This window comes from Streptomyces sp. Xyl84, assembly GCF_059731885.1.
This window is the reverse complement of record NZ_AP029182.1, coordinates 2,210,606-2,234,660: the sequence shown is the minus strand read 5'-3', so window position 1 is coordinate 2,234,660 and position 24,055 is coordinate 2,210,606. Positions and strand designations below refer to the sequence as shown.

At 71.9% G+C, this 24,055-nt stretch carries 18 protein-coding genes; 15 read left to right on the top strand and 3 right to left on the bottom strand.

All coding sequences use genetic code 11. From position 1 onward, the window contains the following. Positions 1-396 precede the first annotated feature (396 nt). The 5 genes from AC6I72_RS09455 to serA all read left to right on the top strand — a co-directional run bounded on the left by AC6I72_RS09455 (position 397) and on the right by serA (position 9,488). Positions 397-3,774, top strand: a complete 3,378-nt coding sequence (locus AC6I72_RS09455) for a putative bifunctional diguanylate cyclase/phosphodiesterase (RefSeq protein ID WP_498000387.1) — start codon at positions 397-399, stop codon at positions 3,772-3,774. Between the two features lie 267 nt (positions 3,775-4,041). Further along, positions 4,042-5,889: an acetolactate synthase large subunit gene (locus AC6I72_RS09450; protein WP_498000386.1), complete on the top strand. Its 1,848-nt coding sequence runs from the start codon at positions 4,042-4,044 to the stop codon at positions 5,887-5,889. A gap of 35 nt (positions 5,890-5,924) precedes the next feature. After that, positions 5,925-6,452 (top strand): acetolactate synthase small subunit, encoded by a 528-nt coding sequence (ilvN, locus tag AC6I72_RS09445; protein ID WP_018568644.1) that lies wholly within the window; start codon positions 5,925-5,927, stop codon positions 6,450-6,452. A 127-nt stretch (positions 6,453-6,579) separates the two neighbouring features. Then, positions 6,580-7,578: a ketol-acid reductoisomerase gene (gene ilvC, locus AC6I72_RS09440; protein WP_498000385.1), complete on the top strand. Its 999-nt coding sequence runs from the start codon at positions 6,580-6,582 to the stop codon at positions 7,576-7,578. A 320-nt stretch (positions 7,579-7,898) separates the two neighbouring features. Further along, positions 7,899-9,488, top strand: coding sequence for a phosphoglycerate dehydrogenase (serA, locus tag AC6I72_RS09435; RefSeq protein ID WP_498000384.1), 1,590 nt, complete (start codon positions 7,899-7,901; stop codon positions 9,486-9,488). An 87-nt stretch (positions 9,489-9,575) separates the two neighbouring features. Here the strand turns inward: serA and AC6I72_RS09430 are convergent, their stop codons facing one another. Beyond that, on the bottom strand, positions 9,576-11,162 hold the full coding sequence (locus AC6I72_RS09430) for an MFS transporter (RefSeq protein ID WP_498000383.1): 1,587 nt from the start codon (positions 11,160-11,162) through the stop codon (positions 9,576-9,578). A gap of 111 nt (positions 11,163-11,273) precedes the next feature. Between AC6I72_RS09430 and AC6I72_RS09425 the strand changes: the two genes are divergently transcribed. Further along, the gene (locus tag AC6I72_RS09425; RefSeq protein WP_498000382.1) at positions 11,274-11,867 is read left to right on the top strand and encodes a TetR/AcrR family transcriptional regulator; all 594 of its coding nucleotides are present in this window, start codon (positions 11,274-11,276) and stop codon (positions 11,865-11,867) included. A 196-nt stretch (positions 11,868-12,063) separates the two neighbouring features. On the opposite strand, the gene AC6I72_RS09420 is transcribed toward AC6I72_RS09425, so the two are convergent. Further along, positions 12,064-13,290: a PucR family transcriptional regulator gene (locus AC6I72_RS09420; RefSeq protein WP_498000381.1), complete on the bottom strand. Its 1,227-nt coding sequence runs from the start codon at positions 13,288-13,290 to the stop codon at positions 12,064-12,066. A 162-nt stretch (positions 13,291-13,452) separates the two neighbouring features. On the opposite strand from AC6I72_RS09420, the gene AC6I72_RS09415 reads away from it, so the two are divergent. Next, positions 13,453-14,379 carry a proline dehydrogenase family protein gene (locus AC6I72_RS09415; RefSeq protein ID WP_498000380.1) on the top strand — a complete coding sequence of 309 codons (927 nt, stop codon included), beginning with the start codon at positions 13,453-13,455 and terminating at the stop codon, positions 14,377-14,379. 54 nt (positions 14,380-14,433) lie between these two features. Next, on the top strand, positions 14,434-16,065 hold the full coding sequence (gene pruA, locus AC6I72_RS09410) for an L-glutamate gamma-semialdehyde dehydrogenase (RefSeq protein ID WP_366725597.1): 1,632 nt from the start codon (positions 14,434-14,436) through the stop codon (positions 16,063-16,065). Between the two features lie 151 nt (positions 16,066-16,216). Here the strand turns inward: pruA and AC6I72_RS09405 are convergent, their stop codons facing one another. Continuing rightward, the gene (locus AC6I72_RS09405) at positions 16,217-16,423 is read right to left on the bottom strand and encodes a DUF5988 family protein (protein ID WP_498000379.1); all 207 of its coding nucleotides are present in this window, start codon (positions 16,421-16,423) and stop codon (positions 16,217-16,219) included. Positions 16,424-16,564: 141 nt separating this feature from the next. On the opposite strand from AC6I72_RS09405, the gene AC6I72_RS09400 reads away from it, so the two are divergent. From AC6I72_RS09400 to AC6I72_RS09370, 7 genes are all read left to right on the top strand, one after another. Continuing rightward, positions 16,565-17,101, top strand: a complete 537-nt coding sequence (locus AC6I72_RS09400) for a GNAT family N-acetyltransferase (RefSeq protein WP_498000378.1) — start codon at positions 16,565-16,567, stop codon at positions 17,099-17,101. A gap of 311 nt (positions 17,102-17,412) precedes the next feature. Beyond that, the gene (locus AC6I72_RS09395) at positions 17,413-17,544 is read left to right on the top strand and encodes a hypothetical protein (RefSeq protein ID WP_498000377.1); all 132 of its coding nucleotides are present in this window, start codon (positions 17,413-17,415) and stop codon (positions 17,542-17,544) included. A gap of 68 nt (positions 17,545-17,612) precedes the next feature. Continuing rightward, positions 17,613-18,656 carry a 3-isopropylmalate dehydrogenase gene (locus tag AC6I72_RS09390; protein WP_498000376.1) on the top strand — a complete coding sequence of 348 codons (1,044 nt, stop codon included), beginning with the start codon at positions 17,613-17,615 and terminating at the stop codon, positions 18,654-18,656. Positions 18,657-18,961: 305 nt separating this feature from the next. Beyond that, positions 18,962-20,050, top strand: coding sequence for a branched-chain amino acid aminotransferase (locus tag AC6I72_RS09385; RefSeq protein ID WP_037858051.1), 1,089 nt, complete (start codon positions 18,962-18,964; stop codon positions 20,048-20,050). Positions 20,051-20,556: 506 nt separating this feature from the next. Then, complete coding sequence (gene ureA, locus AC6I72_RS09380) at positions 20,557-21,267, top strand: urease subunit gamma (RefSeq protein WP_498000375.1); 711 nt, start codon at positions 20,557-20,559, stop codon at positions 21,265-21,267. Next, complete coding sequence (locus AC6I72_RS09375) at positions 21,264-22,988, top strand: urease subunit alpha (RefSeq protein ID WP_498000374.1); 1,725 nt, start codon at positions 21,264-21,266, stop codon at positions 22,986-22,988. Before ureA ends, AC6I72_RS09375 begins: the two co-directional genes overlap by 4 nt. Before the next feature lie 11 nt (positions 22,989-22,999). Next, positions 23,000-24,040, top strand: coding sequence for an agmatine deiminase family protein (locus tag AC6I72_RS09370; RefSeq protein ID WP_498000373.1), 1,041 nt, complete (start codon positions 23,000-23,002; stop codon positions 24,038-24,040). Positions 24,041-24,055: the final 15 nt, after the last annotated feature.

Genomic DNA, 24,055 nt, shown 5'->3' with positions numbered 1-24,055 from the left:
CCGGCCCGCGCACCGTCCGCGACCCCCCGGACGCGGTGCGTATCAGCATATGCGCTGGTCGTCACGGAGCGTAGAGCAGCTATGTCCCTGAGTGACGAGACTGGTGTATCGTCCCCGGCAGGGGCTGCGCCGCGCACCGTTCGGCGCCGGGGATGGACATTTCGGACTGCGAGGGGGGCGACGGGCGATGCACGGCCTATGGACGAACGATCCGACGCGGCAAGGCCGCCGGAGGCCCTGGCACACGGCCGCTCGCGGCGGTGGCCGGTACGGCGACCGGCCCGGCCACCGCGACCGCCGCGGCTGTCACCGGTGCCGCCACCGGGGGCCCGGCGGCCACGTGACGCACACGCACCGGAGCACGAGGGACGTGGCGGCCCGGACCGGGAGGTCCAGGTGAGCCCGCCCACCGTCACCGTGACCGCGCTCGACGAGGCGCGCCCCACCCCGCCCCCGCCGGGAGGGCGCCCCGAGCGGCCGCCCGCCCCGGAGGGCGGGTTCGGCAGACTGGCCTCCCAGCTCCTGCTCGCCCTGGTGTGCGCGGGATACGCCGTCGGGTCGGCGTGCGACTGGGGTTCGCGGGAACTCGCCCTGATCATGGGTGACTTCGGACTGGCCGCCGCGGCGGGCACGGCCGCCGTGTCGTGCGCCCTGTACGCCCGCAGACACCGGGTCCGCTTCCGGTCCGCGTGGCTGCTCTTCGCCCTCTCCTCGGCCATGGCCGCCCTGGGCAACGGCGTATGGGGCTGGTACGAGGTCGTCCTCGGCGACCCCGTGCCCAGCCCCAGCTACGCGGACCTGTTCTTCCTGTGCTTCGCGCCGCCGGCGATCGTCGGACTGCTGGTGCTCGCCAAGCGTCCGGTGACGAAGGCCGGCTGGGTCTGCCTGGCACTGGACGCCTGGCTGATCGGCGGCTCGCTGCTCACGCTCTCCTGGAGCCTGGCCCTGGCACAGGCGGCCAGGTTCGACGGGCCGAGCGTCGCGCACACCGCGCTCTCGCTGGCGTACCCGCTGCTGGACATCGCCCTGGTCAGCATGGTGCTCGCGCTGCACTTCCGGCGTTCCCCGCTCAACCGCACCGCGGTGAACACCGCGATCGGCGGGCTCGCCCTCACCGTGCTGAGCGACGCCCTGTTCACCTCGCCGCTGATGCACCACAGCTACCGCTCGGGGCAGCTCCTGGACGCGGGCTGGTTCGCCGGGTCGCTGCTCCTGGCGTACGCCCCCTGGGTCGGCTCCTCCTGCGCCCCCGCGCCCGGACCCGGCCGCCCCACCCGGGACACACACCACCACGACGGCCGCGGAACGGCACACGACAGCCGCCGAACGGCCCAGGACGGCCCCGCCCGTCACGGAACCGACCACGACCGGCCGGCCCGCGACGGCACCCGCCACGACGGCACCGCCCGCCGCGATCCGGGCCACGACGGCACCGCCCGTCACGACTCAGGTCACGACGGCACCGCCCGCCGCGCCACGGCCGCCGAAGCGGCCGGCGCGCACCCGCTCAGCGCCCACGCCCACCCGCACACCCGCGCGCGCGTGGCCGACGGGCACCCTCCCGAGGCCGACGGCCACGCCCCCGCGGGCGACGCCCCCGAGCCCGACGGGCACGCGCGCGTGCCGCACGAGCGCGTGCCCGGCCAGCGCCGGGCCCCGCGCGGCGCGTACGCCCCTCCGCCCGCCGCACCGGAGGCGGACCACGACCGGTATCCGGCCGCCCGGCCCATCGCCGGTTCCCTCGCCGCCCTCACGCCCTACCTCGCCGCCGCCGTGTGCACGCTGGGAGTCCTGTACAACGTGCTCAACGGCCACAGCGTCGACCGGGTGGTGCTGATCACCGCCGGTGCCGTGGTGCTCGCCCTCGTCGTGCGCCAGGGCATCATGCTGCTCGACAACATCGCCCTCACCCAGGAACTCGCCCAGAAGGAGAACCACTTCCGCTCCCTGGTGCAGGGCTCCAGCGACGTCATCATGATCGCCGCGCCCAACGGCATCCTGCGCTACGTCTCGCCCGCCGCCGCCGGGGTCTACGGCCGGCCCGCCGAGGAACTGGTCGGCACAGAACTGGCCGGTCTCATCCACCCGGAGGACCTGGGCTGCGTGGTGCACGAGGTGCGCCGGTTCCTCGCCGCCAGCCCGCTGGAGGAACCCACCACGCGCATCGAGTGCCGCTTCCGGTCCGGGGGCGGGAGCACCTCCCGCTCGAGCGAAGCCGGGGGCGGGGGAGGCTGGCTCAACGTGGAGTCGACCATCAACCGCCACCACGGCGGCCTCATCTTCAACAGCCGGGACGTCACCGAACGCGTCCGCCTGCAGGCGCAGCTCCAGCACAACGCCGAGCACGACCCGCTCACCGACCTGCCCAACCGCGCGCTGTTCACCAAGCGCGTGCAGCAGGCGCTGTCCGGCCGCCGCTCCACCGACCGCGGCACCGCGGTCCTCTTCATCGACCTGGACGGCTTCAAGGCCGTCAACGACACCATCGGCCACCAGGCCGGGGACGAGCTGCTCGTCCAGGCCGCCCGCAGACTCCAGGACGCCGTCCGGTACGGGGACACCGCCTCCCGGCTCGGCGGCGACGAGTTCGCCGCGCTCATCGTCGGGGACGGCACCCGCGACCGCACCGCCCGCGAGGGACACATCCTGGAGCTGGCCGACCGGCTCAGGGTGACCCTCTCGCAGCCCTACCTCATCGACGGCAACGATGTCCGGGTCGCCGCGTCCATCGGCGTCGCCTTCGCCGAACCGGGCCTGGGCGCGGGGGAGCTGCTGCGCAACGCCGACCTCGCCATGTACCGCGCCAAGGCGGCCGGGAAGGGCCGCGTCGAGCTGTACAAGCCGCAGATGCAGCAGGACGTCGTCCGCAAGGCGGAGCTGGCGACCCGGCTCCGGTCCGCCCTGCACGACGGCGAGTTCACGCTGCTGCACCAGCCGGTGGTGTGCCTGGCGACCGGCCGGATCACGTCGGTCGCCGCCCAGGCCCGCTGGCGCTCCTCGCAGGGCGTGCTGTTCACGCCCGCCGAGTTCCTGCGGGTCTCGGAGGACAGCGACAAGACGGCCGAACTGGGCCGCTGGATGCTGGAGGAGGCCGTCGAGCAGGCCGCCGAGCGGGCCCGGACCGGGCTGAGCGTGTCCGTCGTGGTCCGCCTGGGTGCGCGCCGCCTGGTGGACCGCTCGATGCCGCCGGGCACCGTGGAGGCCCTGCTGACCCGGCACGGGCTGCCCTCCGGGTCCCTGGTGATCGAGCTGGCCGACACCGACCCGCGGGTCTCGCCGGACGAGCTGGAGCGCCGCCTGTCCGCCCTCAGCAGGCTCGGCGTACGGATCGCCCTGGACGGCTTCGGCAGCGGCCACGGAGCCCTCACGGCGCTCCGCAGGCTCCCCGTCGACGTGCTCAGACTCGACCGCTCCCTGGTCGAGGGCGTCGTGGAATCCGCCCGCCTGCACAAGATCACCAGTGGACTGCTGCGGATCGCGGGCGACCTCGGGCTGCAGTCGGTGGCCGACGGCGTGGACCTGCCCGAACAGGCCGAGGCCCTGCGCGCCATGGGCTGCACGCACGGCCAGGGCATGGCGTTCTCCGGTCCGCTCGACGAGTACCGGCTGCGCCGGGCGCTCGCCTCCGGCCACTACCCGGTGCCGCACGGCCCGGCCGAGCCCGCGTTCGCCGGGGGCGGCGGCGCCGGCGTGTACACCGGGCAGGTGCCGGCCGTCTTCGGCGGAGGAACGGGACTGCGCCCACATAATGAGACTCCCGTCCCACCCACTTGACAGTGGATGTGCGCCGGGGGGAGGGTCAGTGCCATGCGCACCCGAATTCTCGTACTTGGACAGCGCGTCGGCTGAGCTGGGGCCCACCGGAGGACGATCCGGAATCCCCAGCGACCCTCACCGGCGCGCTCCCCTCGCTTGCCTCACGGCACGAGGGGTTTTTTGTTGCACGGGCACCTGCCGTACCGCGGTCCCGCACCGTGCGAACCTGGCGAAAGCCGACACCCGAAACCCTCGCAGAACCTCAGCATCGAGAAGAGAATGCCGATGACCGAGCAGGCCACCGGGGCCCACCATCCGCAGCCGCGGCCCCGTTCCGGAGGACAGCAGTCCGCTCCCGAGCACGTCACGGGTGCGCAGTCCCTCATCCGCTCCCTCGAGGAGGTCGGCGCGGACACGGTATTCGGCATTCCGGGCGGCACGATCCTGCCGGCGTACGACCCGCTGATGGACTCCACCCGGGTGCGGCACGTCCTGGTCAGGCACGAGCAGGGCGCCGGCCACGCCGCCACCGGCTACGCGCAGGCCACCGGCAAGGTGGGCGTCTGCATGGCCACCTCGGGCCCGGGCGCCACCAACCTGGTCACCCCGATCGCCGACGCCAACATGGACTCCGTGCCGCTGGTCGCGATCACCGGGCAGGTGGTGTCCTCCGCGATCGGCACGGACGCCTTCCAGGAGGCGGACATCGTCGGCATCACCATGCCGATCACCAAGCACAGCTTCCTGGTCACCAAGGGCGAGGACATCCCGCGGGTGATCGCGGAGGCGTTCCACATCGCCTCCACCGGCCGCCCCGGCCCGGTCCTGGTCGACATCCCCAAGGACATCCTCCAGAAGAAGACCACCTTCTCCTGGCCGCCCGTCATGGACCTGCCCGGCTACCGGCCCGTCACCAAGCCGCACGCCAAGCAGATCCGCGAGGCCGCCAAGCTCATCACCGCCGCCAAGCGCCCGGTCCTCTACGTCGGCGGCGGCGTCCTGAAGGCCAAGGCCACCGCCGAGCTGAAGGTGCTGGCCGAACTCACCGGAGCGCCCGTCACCACCACCCTGATGGCGCTCGGCGCGTTCCCCGACAGCCACCCGCTGCACGTGGGAATGCCGGGCATGCACGGTGCGGTCACCGCCGTCACCGCGCTGCAGAAGGCCGACCTGATCGTCGCCCTCGGAGCCCGCTTCGACGACCGCGTCACCGGCAAGCTGGACAGCTTCGCCCCGTACGCCAAGATCGTTCACGCCGACATCGACCCCGCCGAGATCGGCAAGAACCGCGAGGCCGACGTGCCGATCGTCGGTGACGCCCGCGAGGTCATCGCCGACCTGGTCCAGGCCGTCCAGAAGGAGCACGCCGAGGGCCACAGGGGCGACTACAGCGCCTGGTGGAAGGACCTCAGCCGCTGGCGCGACACCTACCCGCTCGGCTACGACGAGCCCGGGGACGGCTCGCTGTCCCCGCAGCACGTCATCGAGCGGATCGGACAGCTCGCCCCCGAGGGCACGATCTTCGCGGCGGGCGTCGGCCAGCACCAGATGTGGGCCGCGCACTTCGTCCGGTACGAGCAGCCCGCCACCTGGCTGAACTCCGGCGGCGCCGGAACCATGGGCTACGCCGTCCCGGCCGCCATGGGCGCCAAGGCCGGCATGCCGGAGCGGACCGTCTGGGCGATCGACGGCGACGGCTGCTTCCAGATGACCAACCAGGAACTGACCACCTGCGCCCTGAACAACATCCCGATCAAGGTCGCCGTCATCAACAACGGCGCCCTCGGGATGGTCCGCCAGTGGCAGACCCTGTTCTACAACCAGCGCTACTCCAACACGGTCCTGCACTCCGGCCCGGACGACGTCAACCCCGACGCCCGCGGCACCCGCGTCCCCGACTTCGTGAAGCTGTCGGAGGCCATGGGCTGCCACGCGATCCGCTGCGAGCGCCCGGAGGACCTGGACAAGGTCATCGAGGAGGCGAACGCGGTCAACGACCGCCCGGTCGTCATCGACTTCATCGTCCACGAGGACGCGATGGTCTGGCCGATGGTCGCCGCCGGCACCTCCAACGACGAGATCATGGCCGCGCGGGACGTCCGTCCCGACTTCGGCGACGGCGCCGACGACTGAGAGCCGTCCGAGGACTTCAGGAAGGTACGACCGTCATGTCCACCAAGCACACGCTCTCGGTCCTGGTCGAGAACACCCCCGGCATCCTCGCCCGGATCGCCGCCCTCTTCTCCCGCCGCGGCTTCAACATCGACTCGCTCGCGGTCGGCGTCACCGAGCACCCCGACATCTCCCGCATCACCATCGTGGTCGGTGTCGAGGACCTGCCGCTGGAACAGGTGACCAAGCAGCTCAACAAGCTCGTCAACGTGCTGAAGATCGTCGAACTGGAACCCGGTTCGGCCGTGCAGCGCGAACTGGTCCTGGTGAAGGTGCGCGCCGACAACGAGACGCGCTCCCAGATCACCGAGATCGTCCAGCTCTTCCGCGCCAAGACGGTCGACGTCTCCCCGGAGGCCGTCACCATCGAGGCCACCGGCTCCAGCGACAAGCTGACCGCGATGCTCAAGATGCTGGAGCAGTACGGCATCAAGGAGCTGGTGCAGTCCGGCACCATCGCGATCGGCCGCGGTGCCCGTTCGATCACGGACCGGTCGCTGCGCGCCCTCGACCGGTCGGCGTAACGACACCGAGCGACGCGTACGGGCGCTCGGGTGACACCGTCCGCCCGTATGCCGAGACCCCGAAACTTCCCGTCCGCCCACCGGCATACGGTGGGACGCACAACCTGCACACCAAGGAGAGAACCCAGTGGCCGAGCTGTTCTACGACGCCGACGCCGACCTGTCCATCATCCAGGGCCGCAAGGTCGCGGTCATCGGCTACGGCAGCCAGGGTCACGCCCACGCCCTGTCGCTGCGCGACTCGGGTGTCGACGTGCGTGTCGGTCTGCACGAGGGATCCAAGTCCAAGGCCAAGGCCGAGGAGCAGGGCCTGCGCGTGGTGAGCCCGTCCGAGGCCGCCGCCGAGGCCGACGTCATCATGATCCTGGTGCCGGACCCGATCCAGGCCGAGGTCTACGAGAAGCACATCAAGGACAACCTGAAGGACGGCGACGCGCTGTTCTTCGGTCACGGCCTGAACATCCGCTACGGCTTCATCAAGCCCCCGGCCGGCGTGGACGTCTGCATGGTCGCCCCCAAGGGCCCGGGCCACCTGGTGCGCCGTCAGTACGAGGAGGGCCGCGGCGTCCCGTGCATCGTGGCCGTCGAGCAGGACGCCTCCGGCAACGCGTTCGCGCTGGCGCTGTCGTACGCCAAGGGCATCGGCGGCACCCGGGCCGGTGTCATCAAGACCACCTTCACCGAGGAGACCGAGACCGACCTGTTCGGTGAGCAGGCCGTCCTGTGCGGTGGCACCGCCGCCCTGGTGAAGGCCGGTTTCGAGACGCTGGTCGAGGCGGGCTACCAGCCGGAGATCGCCTACTTCGAGTGCCTGCACGAGCTGAAGCTGATCGTCGACCTCATGTACGAGGGCGGCCTGGAGAAGATGCGCTGGTCGATCTCCGAGACCGCCGAGTGGGGCGACTACGTCACCGGCCCGCGGATCATCACCGACGCCACCAAGGCCGAGATGAAGAAGGTCCTGGCCGAGATCCAGGACGGTTCGTTCGCCAAGAACTGGATGGACGAGTACCACGGCGGTCTGAAGAAGTACAACGAGTACAAGAAGCAGGACTCCGAGCACCTGCTGGAGACCACCGGCAAGGAGCTGCGCAAGCTCATGAGCTGGGTCGACGAGGAGGCCTGAGCCTCCTTCGGGCCGAGGGGCTGACGGGAGAGCGACGCCAGCCCCCGGGGGCCGGAGCCTGTGCTCCGGCCCCTTCTGACGAACCGGGAGTAACGTCGGAGTCGCGGTCGACTCGCGGCGTTGTCCACCCCGTCCAGCCACGGACGGGTGATCCTTCCGCAGCGGCGTAATACGACGCACGCGACGCCACTACACTGCTGCACAACAACGCGTCAGGCCCACAGCGTCGTGCGTCTTCCACGCGGCTAGCACCCCGCCCACTCCACCGCCTGCGGCCGTCGGGACGGCCGTCCGCACGCATTGGACTTGTGAGGACTCACGTGAGCTCGAAACCTGTCGTACTCATCGCTGAAGAGCTGTCGCCCGCGACCGTCGACGCACTCGGTCCGGACTTCGAGATCCGGCACTGCAACGGCGCCGACCGGGCGGAACTGCTGCCCGCCATCGCCGACGTCGACGCGATCCTGATCCGCTCGGCCACCAAGGTCGACGCCGAGGCGATCGCCGCCGCGAAGAAGCTGAAGGTCGTCGCCCGCGCCGGTGTCGGCCTGGACAACGTCGACGTCTCCGCCGCCACCAAGGCCGGCGTGATGGTCGTCAACGCCCCGACCTCCAACATCGTGACCGCCGCCGAACTGGCCTGCGGTCTCCTCCTCGCCACCGCCCGCAACATCCCGCAGGCCAACGCCGCGCTGAAGAACGGCGAGTGGAAGCGCAGCAAGTACACCGGTGTCGAGCTGGCCGAGAAGACCCTCGGTGTCGTCGGTCTCGGCCGCATCGGCGCCCTGGTCGCCCAGCGCATGTCCGCCTTCGGCATGAAGGTCGTCGCCTACGACCCCTACGTGCAGCCCGTGCGCGCCGCGCAGATGGGCGTCAAGGTGCTGACCCTGGACGAGCTGCTGGAGGTGTCCGACTTCATCACCGTCCACCTCCCCAAGACCCCCGAGACCCTCGGTCTGATCGGCGAGGACGCGCTGCACAAGGTCAAGCCGAGCGTGCGCATCGTCAACGCCGCGCGCGGTGGCATCGTCGACGAGGAGGCGCTGTACTCGGCGCTCAAGGAGGGCCGCGTCGCGGGCGCCGGCCTGGACGTGTACGCCAAGGAGCCGTGCACCGACTCCCCGCTGTTCGAGTTCGACCAGGTCGTGTGCACCCCGCACCTGGGCGCCTCCACGGACGAGGCGCAGGAGAAGGCGGGCATCGCCGTCGCCAAGTCGGTGCGCCTCGCCCTCGCCGGTGAACTGGTCCCGGACGCGGTCAACGTCCAGGGCGGTGTCATCGCCGAGGACGTCAAGCCGGGCCTGCCGCTCGCCGAGCGCCTCGGCCGGATCTTCACCGCGCTGGCCGGCGAGGTCGCCGTCCGCCTCGACGTCGAGGTGTACGGCGAGATCACCCAGCACGACGTGAAGGTGCTGGAGCTGTCCGCGCTCAAGGGCGTCTTCGAGGACGTCGTCGACGAGACCGTCTCCTACGTCAACGCTCCGCTGTTCGCCCAGGAGCGCGGCGTGGAGGTGCGGCTGACCACCAGCAGCGAGTCCGCGGACCACCGCAACGTGGTCACCGTGCGCGGCACCCTCGCCGACGGCCAGGAGGTGTCGGTCTCCGGCACCCTGGCCGGCCCGAAGCACGTGCAGAAGATCGTCGCCGTCGGCGAGTACGACGTCGACCTGGCGCTCGCCGAGCACATGGTCGTCCTGCGCTACGAGGACCGTCCCGGTGTCGTCGGCACGGTGGGCCGGGTCATCGGCGAGGCCGGTATCAACATCGCCGGCATGCAGGTCGCCCGTGCGACGGTGGGCGGCGAGGCACTGGCCGTGCTGACCGTGGACGACACGGTGCCCGCGGGGGTGCTCGCGGAGGTCGCCGCCGAGATCGGGGCGACGTCCGCCCGCTCGGTGAACCTCGTCTGAGGTCGTCGCACCCTTCCGGCAGCCGAAGGCGCCGGGTGAGCCGGAGGTTCCCGGCTCACCCGGCGCCTTTCGCATGCGCTGGGGGGATCAGGCCGGCGCCTTCACCGTCCCGGCCCGCCCGGCCTGCGTGATCTCCTCGGCCTCCGTGGCCGGCCGGGTCTCTTCGCGGACGTTCACCCGGCGCAGGGTGGCCGCCGCCGCGGCACCGGCCAGCACCAGCAGCGCCGCGCCCGCGAGGGCCGCGCCCTGCATCCCGCTGGTGAACGCCTCCCGGGCCGCCGTTGCCAGGGCCTGCCCGGCCCGGTCCGGCAGCCGGCCGGCGACCGCGAGGGCGCCGCCCAGGGTCTCGCGGGCCTCGGCGGGGGCGCCGGAGGGGATCCGGTGACGGTAGACCGCGGTGCCGACGGAGCCGAGCACCGCCATGCCGAGCGCGCCGCCGAACTCCGAGCCGGTCTCCAGCAGGGAGGAGGCCGCGCCCGCCTGCTCCGCCGGGGCCGCGCCCAGCGCCAGGTCGGTCATCTGGGAGATGACCATCACGATGCCGGAGGAGAGGACGGCACAGGCCGCCAGGACCAGCCACAGGGAGTCCGTCCCGGCCAGGACCAGCATCCCGTAGCCCGCCGCGCCGATCGCGAAGCCGGTCGTGACGACGTAGGCCCGGTTGACGCCCTTCTGCACGAGCTGGGTGGCGACCGGTGCCGCCATGCCGATCGGCAGCGAGGGCAGCAGCGCCCACAGGGCCGCCTCCATCGCGCTCTTGCCGAGCACCGACTGCAGGTACTGGGTGGTGTAGAAGGCCGAGCCCATCATGGCGAACGAGGAGACGAGGTTCAGGACCACCGCGGGGGCGAAGCCCCGGCCGCGGAAGAGGGCCGGCGGGATCATCGGGGAGGCCGCGGTGCGCTGGCGCCGGACGAAGACGGCGGCGAAGAGCAGACCGGTGACGATCGAGGCGACGTAGAGCGGGTGCACGCCCTCGGAGGGGATCTCCTTGAGGCCGTAGACCACGGGGAGCACCGCGGCCATCGACAGTGGCACGCCGGCCAGGTCGAAGCGGCCGGGGGCGGGGTTCTTCGACTCGGGCAGCAGGACCGGGCCGAGCACCAGCAGCAGGGCCATCGCGGGCAGGTTGACCAGGAAGACCGAGCCCCACCAGAAGTACTGCACCAGGAGGCCGCTGAGCACCGAGCCGAGCGCGATGCCGGCGGTCATCACACCGGACCAGATGCCGATCGCCCTGGCCCGCTGGCCGGGGTCGGTGAACATCGTGCGCACCAGCGCCATGGTCGAGGGCATCAGGGTCGCGCCGCCGATGCCGAGCACCGCGCGGGCGGCGATCAGCGTCTCGGCGCTGTTCGCGTACGCCGCCACCAGGGAGGCGGCGCCGAAGGCGGTGGCCCCGATCAGGAGCAGCCGGCGGCGGCCGATGCGGTCGCCCAGGGAGCCCATCGTCATCAGCAGACCGGCCAGGACGAACGCGTAGATGTCGAAGATCCACAGCTGCTGGGTGCCGGTGGGCTCCAGGTCCGCGCTGATCGCCGGGATGGCGAAGTAGAGGACCGAGACGTCCATCGAGACCAGCAGCAGCGGCAGCATCAGCACGCCGAGGGCGGTCCATTCGCGGCGGCCGGCGAGACCGGCCGCCGTCGTGGTGGTGCTCGTCGAGTTCGTCATGGCCATGAATGTACAAGCGTCTTAAACGGTTGTCTAGTACGCCTGTATAGATCGTCCGTGTAAGACGCTCGTATGGGACGCTCGTATGGATCCGTGGGTAGGCTGGAGGACATGGGACACCGCGAAGATCTGCTAGACGGCGCCAAGCGCTGCCTGCTGGAGAAGGGGTTCGTGCGCACGACCGCGCGCGACATCGTCAAGGAGTCCGGGACCAACCTGGCCTCCATCGGCTACCACTACGGCTCCAAGGACGCGCTGCTGGTGAAGGCCTACGTCTCCCTGATCGAGGACATGGGGGACAGCTTCGGGCCCGCGTGGCCGCAGGGCGGGGCGGCCCGGACGCCCCCCGGGTCGCTGGAGCGCTTCCAGGAGGTCTGGGAAAGCGTCATCCGCTCGGTGCCCGAGTCCCGCCCGATCTGGCTGCTGAGCCTGGAACTGGTCCTCCAGGGGGACCGCCTGCCCGAGGTGCGCAAGCTGCTCGCGCAGGCCCAGGAGGAGGGCCGCTCCGGAATGCTCCCGCTCTTCAACGACATCCCGGAGGCCGACCTCGACAAGGAGACCGTCGACACCGAGGGCCGCCTCTACCAGACCCTGCTCCAGGGCCTCATGGTGCAGTGGCTCTTCGACCCCGGCACCGCGACCCGCGCCGACCAGCTCACCGAGGGCCTGCGCCGGGTCGTCGCGGGCGCCGCGCCGAGCGCCTGACCGGGCAGGCGGCGGGCTAGTAGGCCCTGTCGTCACATTCCCGCCTGCCTCGCGACGCCATGCACGCACTCTCGCCGCACCGGGCCCAGACCCGAGTACGTCCAGTACGAGGGTCAGGGCCCGGCACGCCGAGAGCACGCACCTGACACCGCGAGGCCCGCCCTCCGGGCGGACGACGGGAATCTGACGACAGGACCTAGAGCCGCGCCGCCTTCAGCGCCATGTGCAGCAGCAGCCGGTCCTCGCCGTCGTCCAGGTCCAGGCCGGTCAGCTGCTCCACCCGGGACAGCCGGTAGTACAGGGTCTGGCGGTGCACGCCCAGTTCGGCGGCGGTCCGGCCGGCCTGGCCCGCGCAGTCCAGGTAGACCTCGGCGGTGCGCGCCAGTTCCTGGTGGGCGGGGGCGAGGAGCGGGCCCACGGCCGCGTCGTGCCGCGCCTCGGGGGACAGCGAGGTCAGCAGACGGTACGGGCCGAGGCGGGCCCACTGCGCGACCGGGCCGAGCCGGGGCTCGGCGAGTGCGGCGCGGGCCGCCGCGACGGCCTGGGTCCAGGCCGTCCCCAGTTCGCCCGGCCCCGACCGCCCGGCTGCCACACCGGCGGCCACCCCGGCCCCTCCGCGGCGCGCCGCGCCCGCCGTGGTGTGCCCCGCCGCCGCGCGCTCCAGCAGCCGGGTCGCCGCCGACACCGCCGGGGTCAGCGTGTCCGCCGAGCGCAGCCGCACCAGCAGCGCCAGGCACTGCTCCGCCGTCCCCCACGGCACGGTGCACAACGCCGTCGCGCCCGGCAGGGTCCGCACCGACGGCGCGTCGTCCGGGTCGGCCGAGGGCCAGGGGGCCACGCACACCATCGTGTGCGGCCCCTGCGCGCGCGCCCCCAGCGCCGTGCGCAGCTCGGCCACCGCCATGTCCTGCGGCCAGCCCCGCTCGGCGGTCAGCACCGCGCGCAGCTCGCGGGTGAGGTCGGCGCCGTGCTGCGCCTCGTCCGCGAGGAGCGCGCCGATCCGCGCGGTCACCCGCATGGCAGCCGCCAGCCGGGGTTCGTCGGGACCCGGTTCGTCGACCAGCAGCCAGACGTAGCCGAGGACCACTCCCCGGTGGCGTACCGGCAGGCAGATCCGTCCCCGGTAGACGCCGGCCTCGGGGGTGGGCGGGATCCGGACCGGTCCGGTGGCCCGGGTGATGCCGAACCCCTCGAACCAGCGGCGGACCGCGGCCGTGGAGCGGCGGGTGAGGATCGAGCGGGTGCGCACCGGGTCCAGCGCCGAGGGGTCCAGGTCGCCCTCGCTGTCGTAGGCGCCGAAGGCGATCAGCTCGAAGTTCCGGTTCTCCAGGGTGGCCGGAGCGCCCAGCAGCTCCGAGATCTCGTCGACCAGCTCCTGGTAGTCGCCCTTGTAATCCGCCGTCACCCGGGCATTCTCCCGCATTTCCGCGGAGCCTTCATACATCTGTCTGAGATCGGGTCCACGGATGCGTGACAGCTGTCGATGGCAGACGATCGCACGGATCCCTAATTTTCACGGTGGTTCTCCGTGCCGTTCCCGATCGGTCGGGTGGCGGCCTTGTGCTCACTGTTGTGGAGGTGCCCCGTGCTGGGTCCCGTGATTCTTGCCGCGTCGCGCAGCGACCGGATGCGACGCCTGATCTCGGCGGCCCCGGTGACCAAGCAGGTCGTGGACCGCTTCATCCCGGGCGAGACCGTGGACGACATCGTCCCCATCATCGCGGACCTGACCGGCAAGGGCCTGGAGCTGACCATGGACGTGGTCGGCGAGGACATCACCACCCCCGAGCAGGCCACCGCGGCCCGCGACGCCTACCTGGCGCTGATCGACCACATCAAGGACCTGGACCTCGGCCCGCGGGTCGAGATGTCCGTCAAGCTCTCGATGTTCGGCCAGGCGCTGCCCCGTGGCCACGAGCTGGCCCTCGCCAACGTCCGCCCGGTCGTCGAGGCCGCCGCCGCCATCGGCACCACGGTCACCCTGGACGCCGAGGACCACACCACCCTCGACTCGATGTTCGCCATCCACGAGGAGCTGCGGAAGGACTTCCCGCAGACCGGCTGCGTCATCCAGGCGTACCTCTTCCGCACCGAGGCCGACGCGCGCCGCCTCGCCGCGAGCGGCTCTCGCGTACGGTTGGTGAAGGGCGCCTACAAGGAGCCCGCCGAAGTCGCCTACCAGGACAAGCACGAGATCGACAAGGCGTACGTGCGGATCCTGCGCACCCTGATGGAGGGCGAGGGCTACCCGATGATCGGGTCCCACGACCCGCGCCTCATCTCCATCGCGCAGGAGCTGGCCCGCACGGCCGGCCGCAAGCTCGACGAGTACGAGTTCCAGATGCTGTACGGCATCCGCAGCGACGAGCACCTGCGGCTGGCCGCCGAGGGCCACCGCATGCGCGTCTACACCGCCTACGGCACCGACTGGTACGGCTACTTCATGCGCCGTCTCGCCGAGAAGCCGGCCAACCTGCGCTTCTTCGTCCGCTCGATGGTCAGCAAGGGCTGAGCGAGCCCGCTCCACAGCTCGAAACACCGCTCAAGTCAAGGAGTTACGGAACCCATGGACGCTGTGACCCAGGTCCCCACCCCCGTCAACGAGCCGGTGCACGGCTACGCCCCCGGTTCGCCCGAGCGGGCCCGTCTGGAGGCCAGGCTCAAGGAGCTGGCCGAGAACCCGGTCGACCTGCCGTGCACCATCGGCGGCGAGAAGCGGATGGGCGGCGGCGACGCCTTCGAGGTCGTGCAGCCGCACAACCACAAGGCCGTCCTCGGCACGTACCGCAACGCCACCCGGCAGGACGCCCAGGACGCGATCGACGCGGCCCTGGCCGCCGCCCCCGCCTGGCGCGCGATGTCCTTCGACGACCGCGCGGCGATCATCCTGCGCGCCGCCGAGCTGCTGGCCGGCCCCTGGCGCGAGACCATCGCCGCCTCCACCATGCTCGGTCAGTCCAAGACCGCGCAGCAGGCCGAGATCGACAGCCCCTGCGAGCTGGTCGACTTCTGGCGCTTCAACGTCCACTACGCCCGCCAGATCCTGGCCGAGCAGCCCCCGGCCAACGCGCCGGGCGTGTGGAACCGCCTGGACCACCGCCCGCTGGAGGGCTTCGTCTACGCGATCACGCCGTTCAACTTCTCGGCGATCGCGGCCAACCTGCCCACCGCGCCGGCCCTCATGGGCAACGTGGTGATCTGGAAGCCGTCCCCGACCCAGACGCACGCCGCCGTCCTGCTCATGAAGCTGCTGGAGGAGGCGGGCCTGCCCAAGGGCGTCATCAACCTCCTCACCGGTGACGGCCTGGAGGTCTCCGAGGTGGCCCTGAACCACCGCGACCTGGCCGGCATCCACTTCACCGGCTCGACCAAGACCTTCCAGCACCTGTGGAAGACGGTCGGCAACAACATCGAGAAGTACCGCTCCTACCCGCGCCTGGTCGGCGAGACCGGCGGCAAGGACTTCGTCGTCGCCCACCCGAGCGCCGACCGCGCGGTGCTGAAGACCGCCCTGACCCGCGGTGCCTTCGAGTACCAGGGCCAGAAGTGCTCGGCCACCTCCCGCGCGTACATCCCGGCGTCGATCTGGAACGACGGCTTCAAGGAGGAGTTCGCGGCGGAGGTCGACGGCATCACCATGGGTGACGTCACCGACCTGTCGAACTTCATCGGCGCGGTCATCGACGAGCGGTCCTTCGCCAAGAACAAGGCCGCCATCGACCGGGCCGAGGCGGACCCGAGCTGCACGATCGTGGCGGGCGGCTCCTACGACGACTCGGTCGGCTACTTCGTGCGTCCGACCGTCATCGAGTGCACCGACCCGGAGAACGAGGTGTTCACCACCGAGTACTTCGGCCCGATCCTCGCCGTGCACGTCTACGAGGACGACAAGTACGACGAGATGCTGACCCAGATGGAGTCGGTCTCCGACTACGCGCTCACCGGCTCGGTCATCGCGGGCGACCGCGCGGCGGCGGCGTACACCATGGAGAAGCTCCGCTACGCGGCCGGCAACTTCTACATCAACGACAAGTCGACCGGCGCCGTGGTCGGCCAGCAGCCCTTCGGCGGCGGCCGTGCCTCCGGCACCAACGACAAGGCCGGCGCCCCGCAGAACCTGATGCGCTGGACGCTGACCCGCGCCATCAAGGAGGCCCTGGTGGCGCCGACCGACTACACCTACCCGCACATGGGCTGACGCCCGCGCGCAACGGGCCGGGTCCGCCGAGGACCCGGCCCGTTCGCATGCCCGCCGCCGCGCCGGACGGCCCGGTCCGCCGGCCGGGCGTCTCCCGCTGGTGCTGTGCCGGGCGTCGCGAGCCGGTGAACCTTTACGGTCACCGCATTAGTTAGCCGGGCAGCTCCGTCCGCTCCCACCACTCGTACACCGGGAGCCTGCCCTCCGGCGTGTCCGCGTGGCGCGAGGTCGGCCGGAAGTGCTCGTAGCCGTTGCGCAGCTCGATCTTCACGTCCTCCCCGGGTGCGGCGATCGGGACGATCCTCTCGGGCAGGTCCTGCGGGCCGCCCTCCAGCAGTGCCTTGGCCGTGTCGTTCATGACCTCACCGTTCCCCCGCCGCGCCCCGATGCCGCCTGCCGGGCGGACGATCAGCCGTGTGGGCGATCCGGGCCCCGGTCGCCTCCCGCCGGGGAACGGAATGCCGGCTCGCCGCCCGTCGGGGCCCGGGATACTGGCCCGATGGCAGCCGCGATCCGCACCGTCCACACCGCCGGGCTCACCCCGGCCGAACTCCGCGCCGTCCGCACCCTCCTGGACGACGCCTTCGACGGCGACTTCAGCGACCACGACTGGGACCACTCCCTGGGCGGCCTGCACGCCCTGGTGCACGACGAGCACGGCCTCGCCGCGCACGGCTCGGTCGTCATGCGGCGGGTCCGGCTGCGCGGACGCTGGCTGCGCACCGGGTACGTGGAGGCCGTCGCCGTCCGCGGGGACGTCCGGCGCACCGGCCTCGGGACGCTCGTGATGGACGCCCTGGAGCAGGTCCTCGCCCGCGCCTACGACTTCGGCGCCCTCTCGGCGAGCGAGGCCGGCGCCCGGCTCTACGCGGCCCGGGGCTGGCGGGCCTGGCCCGGACCCGTGTGCGCGCTGGGACCGGACGGCGTGGTCCGGCTGCCCGGGGAGGAGGGGTCCACCTACGTGTGGCCCCGCGCCGCCGCGGCCGACCCCGGCACCGAACTGGTCTTCGACTGGCGGGACGGCGACGTCACCTGACGGCGCCGTACCCGACCCGGCGGGGATTTCCGCAGGTCACGGGCGTACGGCAGGCCCGCGTCAGCCGTACGGCCGAGGCCGCCGTCTCAGATAGTAGGAAGTCCGAGTAATTGTGCAGACAGCGGCGCGGTCCTGGCCTAGTTTTGTAGGAGCCGAACGTCTCGCTGATCCAGCGAATGGCGGCCGTGAGCCGGGCCCCTGGCAGGACACCCCTGCGGCACCGCTCCCCGCCCACTCCGGCCTCTCGTATCCCTCTGCCGGTGCGCCGCTTCCGTGCGCCGCCGCCGTGTGTCACGAAGGAGTCGATCATCATGGCCGAGACGACCGTCCGCCGCCGGGTCCGCCACGCCTCCCGTGCGACCGAGTCCGACCGCAAGAACGCCGCCGCGGCCCTCCAGCGCGCTCTGGACCGCCGGGACAACGGTGGCGAGACCGGCCACTGAGCCACCCACCCGTGTCCAGATACCGGACACTCCATGTCATCTCTCGGGACGAGGGGTAGGGTGCCGACATGTCTCGCAGCATCGATCTCGCAGTGATCCCCGGTGACGGCATCGGCCAGGAAGTGGTGGCCGAGGGGCTGAAGGTCCTGGCCGCCGCCCTCCCGCAGGATGTGAAGCTGGAGACCAAGGAGTACGACTTCGGCGCCCGGCGCTACCACGCCACCGGTGAGACCCTCACCGACGCCGACCTCGACGCCCTCAAGGGCCACGACGCGATCCTGCTGGGCGCGATCGGTGACCCGTCGGTGCCCTCCGGTGTCCTGGAGCGCGGCTTCCTGCTCAAGCTCCGCTTCGCCTTCGACCACCACGTCAACCTGCGCCCGAGCAAGCTGCTCCCGGGTGTCTCCACCCCGCTCGCGGGCGAGCCGCGGATCGACTTCGTCGTCGTCCGCGAGGGCACCGAAGGCCCGTACACCGGCAACGGCGGCACGATCCGCAAGGGCACCGCGCACGAGGTCGCCACCGAGGTCTCCGTCAACACGGCCTACGGTGTCGAGCGCGTCGTCCGTGACGCCTTCGCCCGCGCCCAGGCCCGCCCCCGCAAGAAGCTCACGCTCGTCCACAAGAACAACGTGCTGACCTTCGCCGGTCACCTGTGGACGAACGTCTTCAACCAGGTGGCCGAGGAGTACCCCGAGGTCACCACCGAGTACATCCACGTCGACGCGGCGACCATCTACCTGGTCACCCAGCCCGAGCGGTTCGACGTCATCGTCACCGACAACCTCTTCGGCGACATCATCACCGACCTCGCCGCGGCCGTCTCCGGCGGCATCGGCGTCGCGGCCTCGGGCAACATCAACCCGAGCCGCGAGTTCCCGTCCATGTTCGAGCCGGTGCACGGCTCGGCCCCGGACATCGCGGGCCAGGGCAAGGCCGACCCCACCGCCACGGTGCTCTCCGTCGCCCTGCTCCTGCGCCACCTCGGCCACGACGCCGAGGCGACCCGGATCGAGGACGCCGTCTCCGCCGACCTCGCGGAGCGCGGCGCGCTGCCCGAGCGCACCACCGCCGAGATCGGCGACGCGCTCGCCGTACGAGTAGCCGGCTGACCCCCAGGCCACTCGGATCTCTTCGAAGCCGTCGGGTCGCACACCGCGCCCGGCGGCTTCCCCCTGTCCGCCGCCGGGTGCCACCATCGAACCCTGGGGCCCTTCCGGTGGATCTCCGCGGGAGAAGGAGCGCCACCAGAAGGACCCGGGCCGCATTCACCCCGTTTCCTCCTGCCGCGGACCCCGCGCGATAATCGAACGCGGAGCCGCGACATGAGGGAATGCTCGGACGTCCTAGCACCGGCCACGGGCCGTGCGGGCGTGAGCGCGGCCCGTCACGACAACCCGGTGAAGGACACTCACTCATGACGACGCCCACGATCGAGCTCAAGCCCTCGGCCAACCCGCTCTCCGCCGCCGAGCGCGACGCGCTCCTGGCCAACCCGGGGTTCGGCCGCCACTTCACCGACCACATGGTGACGATCAGGTGGACCGAGGGCCGGGGCTGGCACGACGGCCAGCTCGTTCCGTACGCGCCGATCCCCATGGACCCGGCCACGACCGTCCTGCACTACGCCCAGGAGATCTTCGAGGGCCTGAAGGCCTACCGCCAGCCCGACGGCTCGGTCGCCACCTTCCGCCCGGAGAAGAACGCCCGGCGCTTCCAGGCCTCCGCGCGCCGGCTCGCCATGCCCGAGCTGCCCGTCGAGACCTTCATCGAGGCCTGCGACGTCCTGGTCCGGCAGGACAAGGACTGGGTGCCGGCGCACGGCGGCGAGGAGTCCCTGTACCTGCGCCCGTTCATGATCGCCACCGAGGTCGGTCTCGGCGTCAAGCCGGCCAACGAGTACCTGTTCCTCGTGATCGCCTCCCCGGCGGGGGCGTACTTCCCCGGCGGGGTCAAGCCCGTCTCCATCTGGGCCTCCGAGGACCGCGTCCGTGCCGTCCCCGGCGGCATGGGCGACGCCAAGACCGGCGGCAACTACGCGGCCTCCCTGCTCGCCCAGGCCGAGGCCGCCGCCGAGGGCTGCGACCAGGTCTGCTACCTCGACGCCGTCGAGCACAAGTGGGTCGAGGAACTGGGCGGCATGAACCTGTACTTCGTGTACGGCGACAAGATCGTCACGCCCACCCTCAGCGGCTCGATCCTGGAGGGCGTCACCCGCGACTCGCTCCTCACCGTCGCCCGTGACCTCGGCTACCAGGCCGAGGAGGCCCGGGTCTCCGTCGACCAGTGGCAGCGCGACTCCGAGAACGGCACGCTGACCGAGGTCTTCGCCTGCGGCACGGCCGCCGTGATCACCCCCGTGGGCACGGTCAAGCGCGCGAACGCCCAGTGGCAGCAGTCGGGCGGCGAGCCCGGCGAGGTCACCATGCGGCTGCGCCAGGCCCTGCTCGACATCCAGCGGGGCGTCACCGAGGACAAGCACGGCTGGATGCACCGGCTCGGCTAGGGCGTGCTTCGAAAGTCCCGCCCGCCCCGCGACGCCCGGCACGCGCGCTCGCCGCGTTGCCGGGATCGTCCACGTACGCCCGGTACGAGGACGGCCCTCCGCCTTGCGATCACACGCACCGGACGCCGCGGGGCCCGCCCTTCGGGCGGACAGCGCCGCTTTCGAAACACGCCCCAGGACTTGCCCGGCCGGTCGGGGCGCAGGGAACTCACGGCGCCCGACCGGCCCCGCGCCCGGGCATGATCCGTCGCCGGACGGGCCCCGTCGCACCCGCGCCCACCGAAGGCCGCCGCGGACACCGCGTCCGCGGCGGCCTTTGTGCGTTCCCGACGGGCCCCTCCCGCGTTCCTCCCGCGTTCCTGCTGTGCTCCTCGCGCGTTCTCGCGCCGCGGTTTGAGCGTTGCTCCAAATGTGACGCGGTCGCGCACCTCACATGCCTTCCGCTCCCTTGCCCTTGCTATTTAGAGTGTCGTTCTAAACTCTGGAAGCCAAGGAGGTGCCGCCGCGTGAGACTGACCCCCACCGAGCGTGACCGGCTGCTGCTCTTCAGCGCCGCCGAGCTGGCCCGCGCCCGCAGGGCCCGCGGCCTGCGGCTCAACGTGCCGGAGGCCACCGCGCTGATCGCCGACACGGTGTGCGAGGCCGCCCGGGACGGGGCCCGGCTCGCCGAGGCGATCGAGCGCGCCCGCACGGTGCTCGGCCCGGACGACGTCCTGCCGGGCGTCGCCGACGTGGTCACCGAGGTCCACGTGGAGGCCGTCTTCGACGACGGGTCACGGCTCGCGATCGTCACCGACCCCCTCGCCGGCGGCTCCCTGGGCGAGGGGGGCCCGGGCGCGCTGCTGCCCGGACCGCGGCACGCCGACCCCGAGCCCGCCCTGCGGCTCACGGTCACCAACACGGCGGCCGTCCCCGTCTCCGTCACCTCCCACTTCCACTTCTTCGAGGCCAACCCGCGTCTCGACTTCGACCGGGCCGCCGCCTACGGCACGCACCTGGCGGTGCCCGCCGGCTCGTCGGTGCGGTTCGGACCGGGGGAGAGCGCCGAGGTCGGTCTCGTGCCGATCGGCGGCGAACGGATCGCGATCGGCTTCGCCGGGCTCGTCGACGGGCCGCTGGACGCGCCGGGCGCGAAGGAGGAGGCGCTGCGCAGGGCCGCCGCCTGCGGCTACCTCGGGGTCACCGCCGTGGACACACCGGAAGGAGACGTCCGATGAGCCGCTCGAAGGGACGCGAGGTGAGCCGGGCGATCCACGTCGACCCGCACGCCTACGCCGCCACCCACGGCCCGCGCGCCGGCGACCGCATCCGCCTCGGCGACTCCGGTCTCGTCGTCCGCGTGGAGTCCGACGCGCAGAAGTACGGCGACGAGTTCCTCGCCGGATTCGGCAAGACCGCCCGCGACGGCCTGCACCTCAAGGCCGCCGCCGTCCGCGAGACCTGCGACGTCGTGATCAGCAACGTCGTCGTGATCGACGCGGTGCAGGGCATCCGCAAGGTGTCCATCGGCATCCGCGAGGGCCGCATCAGCGCGGTCGGGCGGGCCGGGAACCCCGACACCCTCGACGGCGTCGACGTCGTCGTCGGCACCGGGACCACCATCGTGTCCGGCGAGGGCCTGATCGCCACCGCCGGAGCCGTCGACACCCATGTCCACCTGCTGTCGCCGCGCATCATGGAGGCCTCGCTCGCCTCCGGCGTGACCACGATCATCGGCCAGGAGTTCGGGCCGGTGTGGGGCGTCGGCGTCAACTCGCCGTGGGCGCTCAGGCGCGCCTTCAACGCCTTCGACGCCTGGCCGGTCAACATCGGCTTCCTGGGCCGGGGTTCGTCCTCCCACCAGGCGCCGCTGGTCGAGGCGCTGGCCGAGGGCGGCGCCTGCGGGTTCAAGGTGCACGAGGACATGGGCGCCCACACCCGCGCCCTGGACACCGCGCTGCGCGTCGCCGAGGAGCACGACGTCCAGGTCGCCCTGCACAGCGACGGCCTCAACGAGTGCCTGTCGGTGGAGGACACCCTCCGCGTCCTGGAGGGCCGCACCATCCACGCCTTCCACATCGAGGGCTGCGGCGGCGGACACGTCCCCAACGTGCTGAAGATGGCCGGCGTCCCCAACGTCATCGGCTCCTCCACCAACCCCACCCTGCCCTTCGGCCGGGACGCGGTCGCCGAGCACTACGGCATGATCGTCTCCGTCCACGACCTGAAGACCGACCTGCCCGGCGACGCCGCCATGGCCCGCGACCGCATCCGCGCCGGCACCATGGGCGCCGAGGACGTGCTGCACGATCTGGGCGCGATCGGCATCACCTCCTCCGACGCGCAGGGCATGGGCCGCGCGGGCGAGACCGTACGCCGCACGTTCGCGATGGCCGGGAAGATGAAGGCCGAGCTGGGCCCGGCCGAGGGGGACGGCCCCGGCGACGACAACGCCCGCGTGCTGCGCTACATCGCCAAGCTGACCGTCAACCCCGCCATCGCGCACGGCCTTTCGCACGAGGTCGGCTCGATCGAGGAGGGCAAGCTGGCCGACATCGTGCTGTGGCGCCCGGAGTACTTCGGCGCCAAACCGCAGCTCGTGCTCAAGTCCGGCTTCCCGGCGTACGGCGTGACCGGCGACCCCAACGCCGCCACCGACACCTGCGAACCCCTCGTCCTGGGGCCGCAGTTCGGCGCGCACGGCGCCACCCCGGCCGACATCTCGGTGGCGTTCGTCGCGCAGGCCGCGCTCGACCGGGGCGACGACACGATGCCCACCCGCAGGCGCCGGGTCGCCGTCCGCGGCACCCGCGGCATCGGCCCCGCCGACCTGCGGCTCAACTCCCGCACCGGAGCGGTCGACGTAGACCAGCGCACCGGCCTGGTCACCCTCGACGGCGACCCGCTGCGCTCCGAGCCCGCCGACTCCGTCTCCCTCAACCGCCTGTACTTCCTCTAAGGATCCGCGAGATGACCACCCCCGCCGCCGACGGCTTCCGCATGCCCGCCGAGTGGGCGCCGCACGAGCGCACCTGGATGGCCTGGCCGGGCGCCAACCCGACCTTCGACACCCCCGAGGAGCTGGCCGCCTCCCGCGCCGCCTGGGCGTCGGTCGCCCGGGCGGTCCGCCGCTTCGAACCGGTCACCGTGGTGTGCGGCCCCGGCCAGTCCGCCGACGCCCGCACCCTGCTCGGCGACGGGATCGACACCGTCGAGCGTGACCTCGACGACGCCTGGATGCGCGACATCGGCCCCACCTTCCTCACCGACGGCAAGGGCGCACTCGCCGCCGTGGACTGGACGTTCAACGGCTGGGGCGCCCAGGACTGGGCCCGCTGGGAGCACGACGCGAAGATCGGCGCGTACGTCTCGGAACTGGCGGGCGCGAAGACGTACGCCTCGAAGCTGGTGAACGAGGGCGGTGCGATCCACGTGGACGGCGAGGGCACCGTCCTGCTGACCGAGACCGTCCAGCTCGGCCCGGAGCGCAACCCGCACTGGACGAAGGAGCAGGCCGAGGCGGAGATCCACGCCCACCTCGGCACCCGCAAGGCGATCTGGCTGCCGCGCGGCCTCACCGGCGACTACCCTCCGCACGGCTACGGCACCCTCGGCCACGTCGACATCGTCGCCGCCTTCGCCCGCCCGGGCGTCGTCGTCGCCCACCACCAGCCCGACCCGGCCCACCCCGACCACGAGGTCACCCAGGAGGTCATCGGCCTTCTCCGGTCGGCCACCGACGCGCACGGCCGTCCCCTGGAGGTCGTCGAGGTGCCCGCGCCCACCGTCCTGGAGGCCGACGGCCGCTGGGCCGACTACTCCTACATCAACCACTACCTCTGCAACGACGGTGTCGTGCTGTGCGGCTTCGGCGACCCGCGCGACGAGACGGCCGCCGACATCTTCCGCCGCCTCTTCCCCGAGCGGACGGTGACCCTCGTCGACGCCCGTACGATCTTCTCCGGTGGCGGCGGTATCCACTGCATCACCCAGCAGCAGCCGAAGGTCTGACAGGTACAGGAGCAG